Source organism: Nocardia sp. NPDC004123, assembly GCF_053603795.1.
The window spans coordinates 61830-75179 of sequence record NZ_JBSGGG010000021.1 but is presented as its reverse complement, the minus strand read 5'-3'; the positions used below and the strand labels follow the sequence as shown (position 1 = coordinate 75179).

Annotated in this window: 15 protein-coding genes; 6 read left to right on the top strand and 9 right to left on the bottom strand. The window is 69.0% G+C overall.

Annotated features, from left to right (window positions below; translation table 11 throughout):
- Nucleotides 1-44: 44 nt before the first annotated feature.
- The 4 genes from nrdI to ACWEQQ_RS29030 form a co-directional block, all read right to left on the bottom strand.
- A complete protein-coding gene (gene nrdI / locus ACWEQQ_RS29045) occupies nucleotides 45-515 on the bottom strand; it encodes a class Ib ribonucleoside-diphosphate reductase assembly flavoprotein NrdI (protein WP_452338676.1) in 471 nt (156 codons plus the stop codon).
- Between the two features lie 63 nt (nucleotides 516-578).
- Nucleotides 579-818, bottom strand: coding sequence for a redoxin NrdH (locus ACWEQQ_RS29040; protein ID WP_040860114.1), 240 nt, complete (start codon nucleotides 816-818; stop codon nucleotides 579-581).
- A 450-nt stretch (nucleotides 819-1268) separates the two neighbouring features.
- A complete protein-coding gene (locus tag ACWEQQ_RS29035; RefSeq protein WP_452338675.1) occupies nucleotides 1269-2117 on the bottom strand; it encodes a G1 family glutamic endopeptidase in 849 nt (282 codons plus the stop codon).
- A 158-nt stretch (nucleotides 2118-2275) separates the two neighbouring features.
- Nucleotides 2276-2842, bottom strand: coding sequence for an NAD(P)H-dependent oxidoreductase (locus ACWEQQ_RS29030; RefSeq protein WP_452350489.1), 567 nt, complete (start codon nucleotides 2840-2842; stop codon nucleotides 2276-2278).
- A 210-nt stretch (nucleotides 2843-3052) separates the two neighbouring features.
- Here ACWEQQ_RS29030 and ACWEQQ_RS29025 point away from each other — a divergent pair, with 210 nt between their 5' ends.
- The gene (locus tag ACWEQQ_RS29025) at nucleotides 3053-3631 is read left to right on the top strand and encodes a TetR/AcrR family transcriptional regulator (protein WP_354835348.1); all 579 of its coding nucleotides are present in this window, start codon (nucleotides 3053-3055) and stop codon (nucleotides 3629-3631) included.
- A 29-nt stretch (nucleotides 3632-3660) separates the two neighbouring features.
- Nucleotides 3661-4497, top strand: a complete 837-nt coding sequence (gene nadE, locus ACWEQQ_RS29020) for an ammonia-dependent NAD(+) synthetase (protein WP_452338673.1) — start codon at nucleotides 3661-3663, stop codon at nucleotides 4495-4497.
- A gap of 72 nt (nucleotides 4498-4569) precedes the next feature.
- Here nadE and ACWEQQ_RS29015 read toward each other — a convergent pair whose 3' ends face one another.
- The 3 genes from ACWEQQ_RS29015 to moaA form a co-directional block, all read right to left on the bottom strand.
- Nucleotides 4570-4968: a DUF1003 domain-containing protein gene (locus tag ACWEQQ_RS29015; protein WP_452350488.1), complete on the bottom strand. Its 399-nt coding sequence runs from the start codon at nucleotides 4966-4968 to the stop codon at nucleotides 4570-4572.
- 91 nt (nucleotides 4969-5059) lie between these two features.
- Complete coding sequence (locus tag ACWEQQ_RS29010; protein ID WP_354835084.1) at nucleotides 5060-5302, bottom strand: MoaD/ThiS family protein; 243 nt, start codon at nucleotides 5300-5302, stop codon at nucleotides 5060-5062.
- Nucleotides 5295-6353 carry a GTP 3',8-cyclase MoaA gene (moaA, locus tag ACWEQQ_RS29005; RefSeq protein ID WP_452350487.1) on the bottom strand — a complete coding sequence of 353 codons (1059 nt, stop codon included), beginning with the start codon at nucleotides 6351-6353 and terminating at the stop codon, nucleotides 5295-5297. Before moaA ends, ACWEQQ_RS29010 begins: the two co-directional genes overlap by 8 nt.
- Nucleotides 6354-6460: 107 nt before the next feature.
- Between moaA and ACWEQQ_RS29000 the strand changes: the two genes are divergently transcribed.
- The 3 genes from ACWEQQ_RS29000 to ACWEQQ_RS28990 are packed head-to-tail and all read left to right on the top strand — an operon-like array spanning nucleotide 6461 to nucleotide 9140.
- Entirely contained in the window at nucleotides 6461-7666 is a 1206-nt protein-coding gene (locus ACWEQQ_RS29000; RefSeq protein WP_452350486.1) for a molybdopterin molybdotransferase MoeA, read from the top strand.
- Between the two features lie 33 nt (nucleotides 7667-7699).
- Nucleotides 7700-8728, top strand: coding sequence for a bifunctional molybdenum cofactor biosynthesis protein MoaC/MoaB (gene moaCB / locus ACWEQQ_RS28995; RefSeq protein WP_452350485.1), 1029 nt, complete (start codon nucleotides 7700-7702; stop codon nucleotides 8726-8728).
- Nucleotides 8721-9140 (top strand): molybdenum cofactor biosynthesis protein MoaE, encoded by a 420-nt coding sequence (locus ACWEQQ_RS28990; RefSeq protein WP_452350484.1) that lies wholly within the window; start codon nucleotides 8721-8723, stop codon nucleotides 9138-9140. The genes moaCB and ACWEQQ_RS28990 overlap by 8 nt, the downstream gene beginning before the upstream one ends.
- 71 nt (nucleotides 9141-9211) lie before the next feature.
- Here ACWEQQ_RS28990 and ACWEQQ_RS28985 read toward each other — a convergent pair whose 3' ends face one another.
- The gene (locus ACWEQQ_RS28985; protein WP_452350483.1) at nucleotides 9212-10609 is read right to left on the bottom strand and encodes a uracil-xanthine permease family protein; all 1398 of its coding nucleotides are present in this window, start codon (nucleotides 10607-10609) and stop codon (nucleotides 9212-9214) included.
- A gap of 184 nt (nucleotides 10610-10793) precedes the next feature.
- On the opposite strand from ACWEQQ_RS28985, the gene pucL reads away from it, so the two are divergent.
- A complete protein-coding gene (gene pucL / locus ACWEQQ_RS28980) occupies nucleotides 10794-11714 on the top strand; it encodes a factor-independent urate hydroxylase (protein ID WP_452350482.1) in 921 nt (306 codons plus the stop codon).
- Here pucL and ACWEQQ_RS28975 read toward each other — a convergent pair.
- Nucleotides 11696-13309, bottom strand: a complete 1614-nt coding sequence (locus ACWEQQ_RS28975) for a helix-turn-helix domain-containing protein (RefSeq protein WP_452350481.1) — start codon at nucleotides 13307-13309, stop codon at nucleotides 11696-11698. The genes pucL and ACWEQQ_RS28975 overlap by 19 nt on opposite strands.
- Nucleotides 13310-13350: the final 41 nt, after the last annotated feature.

The following is a 13350-nucleotide window of genomic DNA, read 5'->3' as shown; positions in this document are numbered from 1 at the left end:
ATAGTCCAGTCCCTCGGTCGCGGAGTCGCCGCTGACCGGGCGCTCTACGCGGGCAGTCTTTCCGACCGGTGCTGTTGTCGTTGCCAAAACAATCCCAATCCCTCTCGGACGCGCTCGACGTCCTCGGCAGTTCCCATGAGTTCGAAGCGATACAGGTACGGGACCCCTGCCTTACGTGAGATCACTTCTCCCGCATAGCAGTACGTATCGCCGAAGTTCGTGTTGCCGCTCGCGATCACGCCGCGCAGCAGGGCGCGGTTGTGCGGGTCGTTGAGGAACTTGGCCACCTGGCGCGGCACGAATTCCCTGTCGGATCGCTGCCCACCCAAAACGTGCCGACCACCCCCGTAGGTGGGGACGATCAGCACGAAGGGTTGGTCGACGCGAAGCGAGTCGGCGGTGTGAAGCGGTATGCGAACGGCGGGCAGGCCCAGTCGTTCGACAAAGCGGTGCGTGTTCTCCGAAGCGCTCGAGAAGTAGACCAGATTCGGTGTCGCGCTGGACATCTCGGCCATCTCCCCTCCTTTCGATTCGGACGAACCTGCAGGAGGCCGCCGGCCCTGACCGGCGGCGCGGCGTCAGGCGACGGCGACGATGTCGGCCAGAGCCTTGATGCGGTCCGGACGGAAGCCGGACCAGTGATCGTCACCGGCGACGACGACGGGGGCCTGCAGGTAGCCCAGGGCCATGACGTAGTCGCGGGCTTCGGGGTTCTCGGAGATGTCGATGACGCTGTAGTCGACACCAGCCTTGTCGAGGGCGCGGTACGTGGCGTTGCACTGGACACAAGCGGGCTTGGTGTAAACGGTGATGGTCATTGGTATCCCCTTCTCCTTAGCCTTTGATCTGTCTGCAGTGCACGGCTCAAACAAGATCCACGTAGTAAGTGCGCAAACCCCTGGAAGTGGAACCGAAGCCCCTGGTCGCTCGGTGAACTTCGAGGTGTTCACCTAGTGGCCTTCCAGCTCCCAAGACACTACACCTAGTGGCCGACAGATTCATACAACACGACATGTTGCGACTCACAAAGGTGAAATTCCGGTGTCGTAAGTACCTGGACACTCGATTCGCAACTCGACACGACTGCGACGCACATCACAATTTCGGCATTCAGTTCATTTCCAGCAAACACACCATCACCGCTGATCAACACCCATCCCACGAGTCACAGCAGACTCGACGACCACCCGGTTTGCCACCCCGCCGAGTCCTGCCCCCAACTCCAGGGTCCCCCGGTCCGCTCGGCATGTCGCGGCGTTTCGCCCGCTCTACCGGATGGTGAAGGACGTGCCGTCGATCGGACCGGGCGTCAGCAACCGATTGGTGGCCGCGATCCCGTAGGCCTCGGCGTCGTAGGCCGCCAGGGGCAGACCGTCGATGGTGATGTCGGTGAAGGTGATCGGTTCGAAACCGGGCAACGCGCCGCTGAGATGGCCCTCGACGATGATCTCCGCGGTGTGGGCGGGCACGGAAGAGGCGGAGACCGTGGTGCGGGACCACTTCGCGGTGCGGTTCTCCAACGTCATGACGTAGCGCCCGTTGTCCCAGCTGACCACCGAATGCATGATGTCGCCCGGCCGGACCACCACGTCGTCGTAACTCACCGGCGCGTCGGGGTAGCGCTCCCACCAGCCGTCGACCTGCGTATCGGGGGTGCAGGAACCACCGAAGAGACCGAGCGAGCACAGGCCGTCCGCGGCCGCGCCCAGCAGGTCGGACAGCTTGCCCCCGGCGTTCATGACCGTCCCGGCCAGATCCGGATCGGCGTACGCCAGGCCCGCGGCGGCGGATTCGACCTGCAGACCCGGCAGGGCCGCGTACACGGCCACGTCACTGGCGCACAGGGATTCGACGCCGGTCTGCACGAGCGGGAGTGCGACCTGGCCGTCGAGCCCGGCGGCGCCGTTCAATCCCACCCAGGGCACCACGCGCTGCAGGATGCCCGGATCGAGACAGTCCACCCGCGGCTGCACCCAGGTGGCGCTCACCTCCCGGAACTCCCCCCGCACCACGTATCCGGCCCAGTTGCCGAGGTAGAGACGGACATACGACTCGGCCGCCGCGTCGGCCGCATTGACCACCACCGAGGCGGCGGAGACGGCCAGGGTAACCGCCATGAAACAACGGCCTAACAGAGTGTTGCCCGTTGATAGCTTCATGGTGTGACGGTAGCCCGATTTGTCCGGGAAAAGCTATAGGCCACGGCTGAAAAGCCGTGGCCTTGCGCTGAATTCAGCGAGTAATCACTGCGTGTGCCGGGCGTTTGCCCAAACTGTCAGGCGTTCACCCGCGCCTGAGCGGTCTCCGCCAGCAGGTGCACGGTGGCGGCCAGCTGGGTCAGGGCCTCCGCATCGTCGGCCGGGTGGGTCTCACCGAAGCGCTGGCCGATGACGCCGAAGTTCAGCGACGCCTCCTCGACCACCTTCGCACCGGCCACGCCGAGCGCCTTGACGGCGTCGTCGTGCGACCACTTGGCGGCGTTCGGGCTGATGGACGCGGAGATGACCGCGGCCGGGAAATCCTTGAGCGCGCCGGCGCCGTACGGACGGGAGGCCCAGTCGATGGCGTTCTTCAGCACGGCCGGCAGGGTGCCGTTGTATTCGGGGGTCACCAGCAGCAGGGCGTCGGCGGCGCCGACGGCGTCACGCAGCGCCTGCGCAGTCGCCGGGACCTTGCCCTCGGCGTCGATGTCCTCGTTGTAGAAAGGAATCTCACCGAGGCCCTCGTAGATCGCGAGCTCGACGCCCTCCGGGGCGGCCTTCGCGGCGGCCTCGGCGAGGCGGCGGTTGATCGACGCGGCGCGGAGGCTGCCGACCAGAACGAGAATGCGGGTCTGCGACATGATGATCACTCCAAGGGTTACTGATTCAGCAGCGGAACTTTCGATAGACTGTAACCGGACTGCAGTCCGCTTACATTCCCGGGTAGGAGCAGACAGCTTGTGACACGCGACACCTCACCGGATGAGGTCGTTCCGGCCCTGCCGAGCATCGCGCTGCCGATCGAACCCGTCGGCACGCAGCGGCCTCCCGCGCACTCGGTGCCGCTGCTCATGCCCGGCAGCAGCCATGAGCGCAGCGACGCCGCCCGCAACCGTCAGCTGCTGCTCGACGCCGCCGAACAGCTGGTCCGCCAGTGCGGCGCGGACGGCGTCACCATGGACGCGGTCGCCAAGCTGGCCGGCGTCGGCAAGGGCACGGTGTTCCGGCGCTTCGGCAATCGGGCCGGGCTCATGCTGGCACTGCTCGACCAATCCGATCAGAAACTCCAGTGGGCCTACATGTTCGGGCCACCGCCGCTGGGCCCGGGCGCGCCGCCCGTGGAGCGGCTGATCGCCTTCGGGCGCGCGCGCCTGGCCCTGGTCGAGGTGGAGGGCGACGTGCGCAAGAACGCCGACATCGGCGGGCAGTACTCCGGCCCGCCCTACAACATCGCGAAAACCCATGTCGCCCTGCTGCTCCGGCAGGCCGGCGCGCCCGGCGACATCTCGCTGACCGCCGACACGCTGCTGGCCAGCCTGGACGCCGGGCTGGTGCTGCACCAGATCCGCGAACTGCGCTACACCCTGGACCAGGTGGGCGATCACTGGGAACACCTGGTCCGGCAGGTGACCGCTCCCGTCGGTCAATAGAGCCGCCGGCCGTTCAGTACAGTGTGGCCATGGGGAACCTGCGCGCACAGATCATCGCCGAATTGGGCGTCCTGCCGGACATCGAACCGAAAACCGAAGTGCGGCGGCGCATCGACTTCCTCAAGGATTATCTGCGCTCCACGCCCGCGACCGGTTTCGTGCTCGGCATCAGCGGCGGCCAGGACTCCACTCTCACCGGCCGCCTGTGCCAACTGGCCGCCGAGGAGCTGCGCGCCGAGGGCCACGACGCCACTTTCGTGGCCGCGCGCCTGCCCTACGGTATCCAGTTCGACGAGGAAGACGCCCAGATCGCCCTGCGGTTCATTCAGCCCGATCGGTCGGTCGTGGTGAACGTCAAGCCCAGCGCGGACGCCGCCGCCGGAGAAGCCGCCCTCGGCATCGTGGAACTGCACGAGGAGCCCCGCCTGCGAGACTTCGTGCGCGGCAATATCAAAGCCCGCGAACGCATGCTGCTGCAGTACGCCATCGCGGGTCAGCTCAATATGCTGGTCGTCGGCACCGACCACGCCGCCGAAGCGGTCACCGGCTTCTTCACCAAGTACGGCGACGGCGGCGTCGACATCACCCCGCTGACCGGTCTCACCAAGCGTCAGGGCGCGGCACTGCTCCAGGAACTCGGCGCACCGCCGAGCGTCTGGCAGAAGGTTCCGACGGCCGACCTCGAGGACGATCGCCCCTCCCTTCCCGACGAGGAAGCCCTGGGCCTCGCGTACTCCCAGATCGACGACTACCTCGAGGGCAAGCCCGTCGCCCCCGAGGTCTCCGAGCGGGTCGAGACCATCTTCCGGAACACCCGCCACAAGCGCACCGTCCCGGTGACCCCGCTCGACACCTGGTGGAAGTAGCCCACTCCGGACCTCGTGCCCGCCGCGCTCAGGCGCCGCGGGCACATCTGTGAATCGAGCAGCGGGCGCTGCTCATTTCTGATCCGCGTCCTCGATGAGGCGGCGGTGCAGTTCGGCCGTCATGGCGTGAATGGCCCGGGTCAGTTCGGTATTGGTCTTGAGCTCGAGTTCCTGTTCCCGGAAATCGTGATCGGCCTTGGCCTGCTGGAAATCGGCCTGGCGGTTCTGGCCGATCATGACGAAGGTGGACAGGAAGATCGCTTCCAGGGAGACCACCAGGGTCAGGGTGGGCCAGGGGCTCTTCTCCATGAAGATCATCCACACCGCGAAGCCGATCGCGTGGATGTAGACGAAGGGCATCGAGCCCGCGAACTTCGTGATCCAGTCGGCAACGCGCAGCTGGAGACTGGCGGCACGATCCTGCCGCACTTTCGCGACGGCGGGGTGCTGGGGCCGGGGGGCGTGCGTCATTCGGATCGGTCTCCTGGCGAGGGCGTGCGGGGACCGGCGAATGTTAGCGCCCGGCAGTGAAATTCACGGAGGCGCGGCGCCGCGCCACAGGTCAGCCGCCCGCGAACGGGGGCAGCACGTCCACGCGCGGGGAGAGCGGGGTGGCGGCGTCGCGGGTGAGTTCGTCGCCGATGAGGTAGGCGCAGACCTTCAGCATGGGGTCCAGCTTCGGGCCGTAGACCGCCGAGAGGGTGGTGCGCAGGTCGGCGACGGTGGCCCCGGACGGCAGGTCCAGGGTTTCCTTCTCCTTGCCGACCGCATCGGCGATCGCGGCGAAATAGCGGACCTCAACCACCGATGGCTCCCATCGTTCGTTCGGGCGGGACGAAGCCGGCGGCGTCGATGCCGTGCCCGGCCGATTTGTTCCACATGGCGCCACGCCACAGTCCGGCGATATCGGCGTCGGTCGCACCGGACCGCAGCGCGGCGCGAATGTCGTACTCCTGATCGCTGAACAGGCAGGAGCGGATCCGGCCGTCGGCGGTCAGGCGGGTGCGGTCGCAGTCGGCGCAGAACTTGCGGGTCACCGAGGCGATGATGCCGACGGTGGCCGGGCCGCCGTCGACCAGCCAGCGTTCGGCGGGCGCGGACGGATCCTCGCGGCCGGTCTCGGTCAGCCCGAAGCGGGTGCCGAGCACATCGAGGAGTTCGGCGGCGGTGATCATATTGGCGCGCGCCCACTCGTGGTCGGCGTCCAGCGGCATCTCCTCGATGAACCGCAGCTCCGCGCCCTCGTCCAGGCACCACTGCAGCAGATCGGCCGCGCCGTCCAGGGTTTCGCGCATGAGCACCGCGTTCACCTTGAGCGGGGCGAGCCCGGCCGCGATGGCGGCGCGGATCCCGGCCAGCACCGAATCGAGGCGATCCCGGCGGGTGAGCCGGTGGAAGCCGTCGCGGTCCACGGTGTCGAGCGAGACATTGATGCGCCGCAGCCCGGCCGCGGCCAGCCCGCGCGCCCGATGCTCGAGCCCGACGCCATTGGTGGTCATGGCGAGCGGCGTATCCGGCAGTGCCGCATGGCAACCGGCGATGATGCTTTCCAGATCGCGCCGCATGAGCGGTTCGCCGCCGGTGAATCGCACCTCGTGCACGCCCAGTTCGCGGACCGCGAGCGTCACCAGGCGCACGATCTCCTCGGTGGAGAGCAGCTCGTCGGCGGGGATGGGCGGCAGGCCCTCCTCCGGCATGCAGTAGGTGCAGCGCAGCGAGCACTTCTCGGTGATGGATACCCGCAGGTCCCGCGCGACCCGGCCGAAACGGTCCAGTAGCAGGGGCGTGTCCGGGCGTCCGTCCATCGCGGGCCGCCCGGTTCGCACAGCGGGCATACCCATCGCGACCACGGTCATTGCACCATTATTGCCGGGACCGCAAGTGTTCGTAGATTCCTACGAGGCGAGCCCGGCGAACAGCCGGTCACGGCCTGGAGGATCCACCCGCGTATAGGCTCACCGGCATGAGTTCCCGGCACGCGCTAGCCCCGGCCCGACCCGTCGACGACCACCGCCGACGCATCGAGGATGTGCTCCGGCCGCTGGCCGGACGCGCTGCCGAGACGGTGCCGATGGACCGGGCGCTGGGACGGCGGCTGGCCGTGGATGTGTACGCGCCCCTGGATCTGCCGGTGTTCCGGAACTCGGCCATGGACGGGTACGCGGTGCTCGCGGAGTCGGTGGCCATCGTCCCCGCGACCCTGCCGCTGGTCGGCGTGGTGGCGGCCGGGCACACCGAGCAGCTGACGCTGCCCGCGGGCAGCGCCGTCAAGGTGATGACCGGCGCACCCGTGCCGCCCGGGGCGGACTGCGTGGTGCCGGTGGAGCACACCGAGTCCGACGGCGTCACCGTGACGATCCGAACCAGCCGTGCCAGTGGCGATTTCGTGCGCGAGCCGGGCACCGACGTGCGCGCCGGGCAGTTGCTGGCGGCCGCGGGCACCCTGCTGCGGCCCCGGCACATCGCGGCGCTGGCGGCGGTCGGGCTGGGCGAACTGCCGGTGCGGCGACCCGTGTACGCGGCGGTCCTCACCACCGGTGACGAACTGCGGCCCGCCGGGGCGACCCTGCTGCCCGGCCAGATCTTCAACTCGAACGGCATCGCACTGGCCGCGGCCCTCACCGACAACGGGGTCGAGGTGGTGTCGGTGGCGCATTCGACCGACGACCACGAGGAGTTCCGGGTCCGGCTGGCCGAGGCCGTGGCGCAGGCCGATGTGGTGTTCACCTCCGGCGGCGTCTCCATGGGCGACTTCGAGGTCGTCAAGGAGGTGCTGTCGGCGCGGGGCGGCGAATTCGGCTCGGTGGCAATGCAACCCGGCGGCCCGCAGGGGCTGAGCATGGTGGATGGGGTGCCGGTGCTGAGCTTCCCGGGCAATCCGGTGAGCACCATGGTGTCCTTCGAGGTCTTCGCCCGTCCCATCCTGCGCGAGCTGGCGGGCCTGCCCGCGCTGCCGATTTCCGAACTGCCGCTGCTGGAACCGGTCCGCTCCCCCGCCGGGAAGCGGCAGTTCCTGCGCGGCAAGCTCGCCGAGGGCGGGGTGGCGCTGGTGTCGGGTCAGGGCTCGCATCTGATCGCCGCCATGGCCCACGCCGATGTCCTCATCGATGTTCCGGCGACCGCGACCGAGCTGCCGGCGGGCACGATTGTCGAGGTCCGGCCGCTGTGAACGACACGTTCTGCCTGTGCCAAGGTGGTTGTCATGAGTGAGTTGTCGCATGTCGACCGTGAAGGTCGCGCCCGCATGGTCGATGTGAGCGCGAAGGCCGACACCGCGCGCATCGCGGTCGCCGCGGGCGAGCTGCAGACCACCGCCGAGGTCGTCCGGCTGGTCCGCGCCGACGACATGCCCAAGGCCGATGTGCTCAGCACCGCGCGCATCGCCGGGATCAACGGCGCGAAGAAGACCGCAGAGCTGATTCCGCTGTGCCATCAGCTGGCGCTGTCGTCGGTGACCGTGAACTTCGGTTTCACCGACACCACCATCACCATCGAGGCGAGCGCCAAGACCAAGGGGCCGACCGGCGTCGAGATGGAGGCGCTGACCGCGGTCGCGGTCGCGGGCCTCACGCTGCACGACATGGTGAAGGCGGTGGATCCGGCGGCCACCCTGAACGGGGTGCGGCTGATCACCAAAGAGGGTGGGAAGCACGGACATTGGGTGCGGCCGGAGGCCGAGATCCACCACGGCGAGCACCGTCACCGGCACGAGAAGCACGAAAAGACCGCTGCCGCAACGTCTCCGCTCGCGGGCGTGGGCCGGACGGCCACCGTCGTGGTCGCTTCGACCGGGGTCGCCGCCGGTAGCCGCGAGGACACCACCGGCCCCGCCCTGACCGAATGGCTGGGCGCGCAGGGCTTCTCGGTGCGCGGGCCGCTGGTATTCGCGGACGCGGATATCGCCTTCGGCCTCGCGGACGCACTGTCCACCGAGCCGGATCTGGTCATCAGCACCGGCGGCACGGGGGCCTCCCCCACCGACGCCACCCCGGAGGCGACGCTGGCCCTGCTCGATCGGGAGCTGCCGGGCGTGGCCGACGCCATCCGCCAGGCGGGCACCGCCAAGTTCCCGCTCGCCGCGCTCAGCCGGGGTGTGGCCGGCCTGGCCGGACGCACCGTGATCGTCAATCTGCCCGGTTCGCCGGGCGGGGTGAAGGACGGCATGGCCGTACTGACACCGCTTCTCGAACATCTGCTGGCCCAGGTGGCCGGAGGAGGCAGCCATGAGTGAACTGCTGGCCCGGATCAGCGATCAGCCGCTGGACCCGGCCGAGGTGGAGCAGGCGGTGAGCGGGCCGGAGCACGGCGGCATCGTGGTGTTCACCGGCAAGGTGCGCGATCACGATGGCGGGCAATCGGTTTCGGCGCTGGAGTACTCGGCGCACCCGCAGGCCGAGGAGTTCCTGCGCAAGGTGTGCACGGAAGTCGCCGAGTCCTCGGGACTGCCGGTGGCGGCCGTGCACCGCGTCGGCCCCCTGACCATCGGAGACCTCGCGATCGTCGTCGCCGTCGCCGCGCCCCACCGCGCCGAAGCCTTCACCACCTGCGCCGCACTGGTCGACCGCATCAAGCACGAGGTCCCCATCTGGAAGCGCCAGCTGTTCACCGACGGCCTCTCGGAATGGGTCAACGCCTGCGGCTGATCGGGCCGGCAAACCGAAGCCGCGGATCCGGACGGAATCCACGGCTTCGGTCTCCCCGATGAGGAGGGGGCTCAGGTGGCGGGTACCGCGTCAGGGGCATCGGGGTCGGCGATCGCCGGCGCGGGATTCCATGCGCCCCGCGCCATTTCGCCGAGTCCGGTGTGGTTGAAGACGAGGTTCAGGGTGAAAGCCGTTGCGGCGGCGAGGCTGATGCCGCTGTTGAGCAGGATCTGGGCCGAGGACGGGAATTTGTCGAACATCCCCTTGGTCAGGACCGGGACCAGGCCGACGCCGACCGAGACGGCAATGAGGGTGAGGTTCACGCGATCGGAGAGGTCGGCCTTGCGAAGGGTGTCCACGCCGATCACCGCGATGGTCGCGAACAGCACCAGGCCGACACCGCCGACGACCGGCTGGGGGACGGCGGCGACCAGCGCGCCGAAGCGCGGAACCAGGCCCAGGACAACCAGAATCGCACCGCTGACCGCCGTCACGTAGCGGCTGTGCACGCGGGTGTTGGCGACCGCGCCGACATTCTGGTTGAAGATGGTGTCCACGAACGAGTTCAGGACACCGGCCAAAACCGCCGAGAGTCCGTCGCCGATCAGGCCGCGCGCCAGATCGGCGCGGGTCAACGGCTTTCCGGTGATCTCGCCGATGGCCAGCATGCTCGCGGTGGATTCGGCGAAGACGACGGCCATCACGATGGTCATGGCCACCACCGCCGTGACCGGGAACTGCGGCGCGCCGAAGTGGAAGGGATGGGGTGCGCCGAGCCATGCCGCCCGGGAGACGCCGTCGAGTTCGATCAGACCCATGGGGACGGCGATGACGATGCCGACGATCAACGCGATCAGCACACCCAGCTGCGACCACACTCCCCGCCCGAGCACCGTGCACACCAGCGCGACGATCAGCACCGCCGCGGCCAGTGCGATATGTGAGGGCGCTGCGAAGGTGGACGCCTTGGGATCACTGCCCACGATCAGGCCGCCCGCCACTCCGATCAGTGAAATGCCGACCACGGTCAGCACGGTCCCGCTCACCAGCGGCGGGAAGAACCGCACGATCGAGGCGAACGGCCACGCCAGGGCCATCCCGATCACGCCGCCCAGCAGCATGGATCCGTACATCGCCTGGAGCCCGTAATCCTTGGTGATCAGGATCATCGGGCTCATGGCCACGAAGGTCGCGCCGGTGACGATCGGCAGCCGCGCGCCGGCGAACCGGCCCAGCCCGAGGCTCTGCACCATGGTGATGACGCCCGCCACCAGCAGGTCCGCGCTGATCAGCAGGGCGACGGTGGACGTGTCGAGCCCGGCGGCCGCACCGAAAACCAAAGGCACCGTGACACACCCGGTGTACATGATCAGCACGTGCTGAATTCCGAACGCCAGCAGCCGATGCCACGGCAGCCGGGTGTCGACGGCATGGGGCGAAGTCGTGTCGACGGGATCGAGCGAAGGCATGGCCCTGTCTTCCTTCCGGGTCGGTTGATCGTCAGGCTAGGCAGCGCCGGCACCGCGGGGCTTTGTCCGATTTGCCCAAACGTCCCGGGTGCGGAGTACGGCGTTTTGTCCTCCGAACCAGCGTGTGCGGCGGCTCCCGTCCGTCACAGTGGGGCACAGTGATCAGCGACGACGGGAGGCGACCATGAGCGAAGCCGGCGGCCGGATCGTGCTCGGCCCGCACCAGTACGGCAAGGCCGAGAACCGGGTGGTGCGCATCTACCGCGACACCGCCCGGCACGAGATCCGGGACCTGAACGTGTCCTCGTGCCTGCGTGGCGCGTTCGACGACGCGCACACCGTCGGCGATCAGGGCACGGTGCTGCCGACGGATTCGCAGAAGCAGACCATCTACACCTACGCCAAGAGCCACGGCGACGGCAGCATCGAGGAGTACGGGCTGGCACTGGCCCGGCATTTCGTCGACGACATCGAGCCCGTGGATTCGGCGCGTCTCGAGATCGAAGAGTATGCGTGGCAACGGGTTCCGGTCGGCGGCAGCGGGCACGACCACACCTGGACGCGGGTGGGGCCGGAGGTGCGGATCGCGGCGGTCACCGTGAGCGGGACCGGTACGGACCGCCGCGAGTGGGTGATCGGGGGCGTCAAGGATCTGGTGATCCTCAAGTCCACGGGTTCGGAGTTCGCGGGTTTCCTCGAAGACCCGTTCACCGTCCTCGAACCCGCCTACGACCGGATCCTGGCCACCAGCCTGATCGCCCGCTGGCGCTTCGCCACCCCACCCTCGGACTGGGATGCCGCCTACCACGGGATCCGCGCCGTCATGGTCGAGACCTTCGCGACCCTGCACTCGAAAGCCTTGCAGCAGACCCTGTTCGAGATGGGCCGGGCGGCGCTGACGGCGTATCCGTGCCTGGCGGAGCTCCGCATGTCGGCCCCCAACAAACACCACTTCGCCTATGACACAGACCGTTTCGGGGTCCCGAACCAGGGCGAGGTCTTCCACGCCGACGACCGCCCCTACGGCCTGATCCAGGCGAGTGTGCTGCGCGAGGGCGCCCCGGACGCCGGAACCGCCTGGGATCCCTACACCGGCGCGGTCTGACCGGCCAGCGTGCGCACCGCCAGATACAGATCCAGCCGATCGTCGAGCCGCCCGAGATCGCGCCCGGTGAGCTCCTCGATCCGGCCGATCCGATAGCGAACGGTATTGAGGTGCAGGTGCATTCGATCGGCCGCCTGCCGCCACGAGCCTTCGCACCCGAGAAACACCGCCAGCGTCTCCAGCAGTCCGGCCCCGTGCCGCCGGTCGTACTCCAGCACCGGACCCAGTACCCGTTCGGCGAATCGCCGCTGGAGGCCGCCGGGCACCGCGGTGAGCAGGCCGACGGCCGAATCGATATCGGCCACCCGCAGGCTGACCGGGGCCGTGTCGTCGCGGGCCGCGGTGGCGGCGGCGGCCGCCGCGCCGATCGCACCCGCCAGGGTCTCGTCCGGCTGCCGGGCGCTCACGCCGACCGCGAGCCGAATCTCGGTGAGCGCCGGTGCGATTCGCCCGAGACGGCGGACCACGGTGGCCGCGATGCCGTCCTGGGTTCCGGCCGTCACGCCGACCAGCCTGCCTTCGCGGTCGATCGATGTGGCGATATCCGGCAGGGCGTCGTGCAGAGCCGCACGTACGGCCAGCAGTCCGGCGGACGAATCGGCCCAGCTCGAAACCTGCCGCGGTGCCACAGGTCCCGCAGCGTGAGCCGGTGCTCCCGCCCGTTCGATGGCGCCCGCGACACCCCCGGACAGCGATCGGCGCTGCGGCACATCCGGTTTCGATCCCGGGCCGGTCAGCCCGTCGGTGGCGTGGACCTCGCAGACGAGGGCCACCTCGCACCGGTCCGCCCGTTCGGCGAACGGCACCGGGAAGCGATCGGCCAGTTCCCAATCCAGGTGCTGCCGGTCGGCGCGACGCTGCCGATACAGCTCCGCCACGGCCGCCAGATCCGCGCCGAACGGGTCGAGTTCCGGGGCTGACGGGCGGATCACCAGGTACCAGGCGGTAATGCGGTCGCCCGCACCGACCTGGAGGACTCGCATCGCGCCGGTGGTGACCGCGGGCAGGCGCGGCGCGGTGAGCGCAGTGGCGACGATGCGATCGATGTCCGGCTCGACCAGGTCCTCGGTGCCGGCGATGACCGTCCCGGTCGAGGTCAGGATCCAGGCCGAAACCCGCTGTTCCGCCGCGAAATCCGCGACCAGGGTCTCGATGCTCGTCCCGGCGGCGACCGCGGTCAGCAGTCTGCGCTGCCGGTCGGCGCGCGATTGCACCCGCCGCCAGCGCACCTCCGCCGCCTGCTCGGCCAGGTATTCGATGATCCGGCTGAACGGCACGCTCTGCGGTGCGGACAGCAGCGGCAAACCGTGCCGGCGGCAGGCCTCGACCACATCCTCGGGCACGTGCCCGTGCAGCGCCTGCCCGGCCACCACGCCGGCGACCCCGGCTCCCGCCAGCAGGCCCACATAGCGGTCCGCGTCCGTCGCCTGCTGCCGCCACACCAATCCGGTACACACCAGCGCACCCGGTGTCACGAAGGGCCGAGGGTCGGGCATGTCCGTCGCACAGACCCTGGCGACCGGCCGATCCAGTTCCCCCGCGTCCCCGTGCAGCAGCCGCATCCGCAACTGCGGCGCATCGAGAATGTCGCGCACCCGCACAGCGCACCTCCCGTGGTCGGTCCGGATAGTCCGTC

Coding starts and splice junctions, on each gene's coding strand:
- nrdI (WP_452338676.1), bottom strand. CDS start 515: ATGGCCGAGATGTCCAGCGCGACACCGAATCTGGTCTACTTCTCGAGC.
- ACWEQQ_RS29040 (WP_040860114.1), bottom strand. CDS start 818: ATGACCATCACCGTTTACACCAAGCCCGCTTGTGTCCAGTGCAACGCC.
- ACWEQQ_RS29035 (WP_452338675.1), bottom strand. CDS start 2,117: ATGGCGGTTACCCTGGCCGTCTCCGCCGCCTCGGTGGTGGTCAATGCG.
- ACWEQQ_RS29030 (WP_452350489.1), bottom strand. CDS start 2,842: ATGTCGCAGACCCGCATTCTCGTTCTGGTCGGCAGCCTCCGCGCCGCG.
- ACWEQQ_RS29025 (WP_354835348.1), top strand. CDS start 3,053: ATGCCCGGCAGCAGCCATGAGCGCAGCGACGCCGCCCGCAACCGTCAG.
- nadE (WP_452338673.1), top strand. CDS start 3,661: ATGGGGAACCTGCGCGCACAGATCATCGCCGAATTGGGCGTCCTGCCG.
- ACWEQQ_RS29015 (WP_452350488.1), bottom strand. CDS start 4,968: ATGACGCACGCCCCCCGGCCCCAGCACCCCGCCGTCGCGAAAGTGCGG.
- moaA (WP_452350487.1), bottom strand. CDS start 6,353: ATGACCGTGGTCGCGATGGGTATGCCCGCTGTGCGAACCGGGCGGCCC.
- ACWEQQ_RS29000 (WP_452350486.1), top strand. CDS start 6,461: ATGAGTTCCCGGCACGCGCTAGCCCCGGCCCGACCCGTCGACGACCAC.
- moaCB (WP_452350485.1), top strand. CDS start 7,700: ATGAGTGAGTTGTCGCATGTCGACCGTGAAGGTCGCGCCCGCATGGTC.
- ACWEQQ_RS28990 (WP_452350484.1), top strand. CDS start 8,721: ATGAGTGAACTGCTGGCCCGGATCAGCGATCAGCCGCTGGACCCGGCC.
- ACWEQQ_RS28985 (WP_452350483.1), bottom strand. CDS start 10,609: ATGCCTTCGCTCGATCCCGTCGACACGACTTCGCCCCATGCCGTCGAC.
- pucL (WP_452350482.1), top strand. CDS start 10,794: ATGAGCGAAGCCGGCGGCCGGATCGTGCTCGGCCCGCACCAGTACGGC.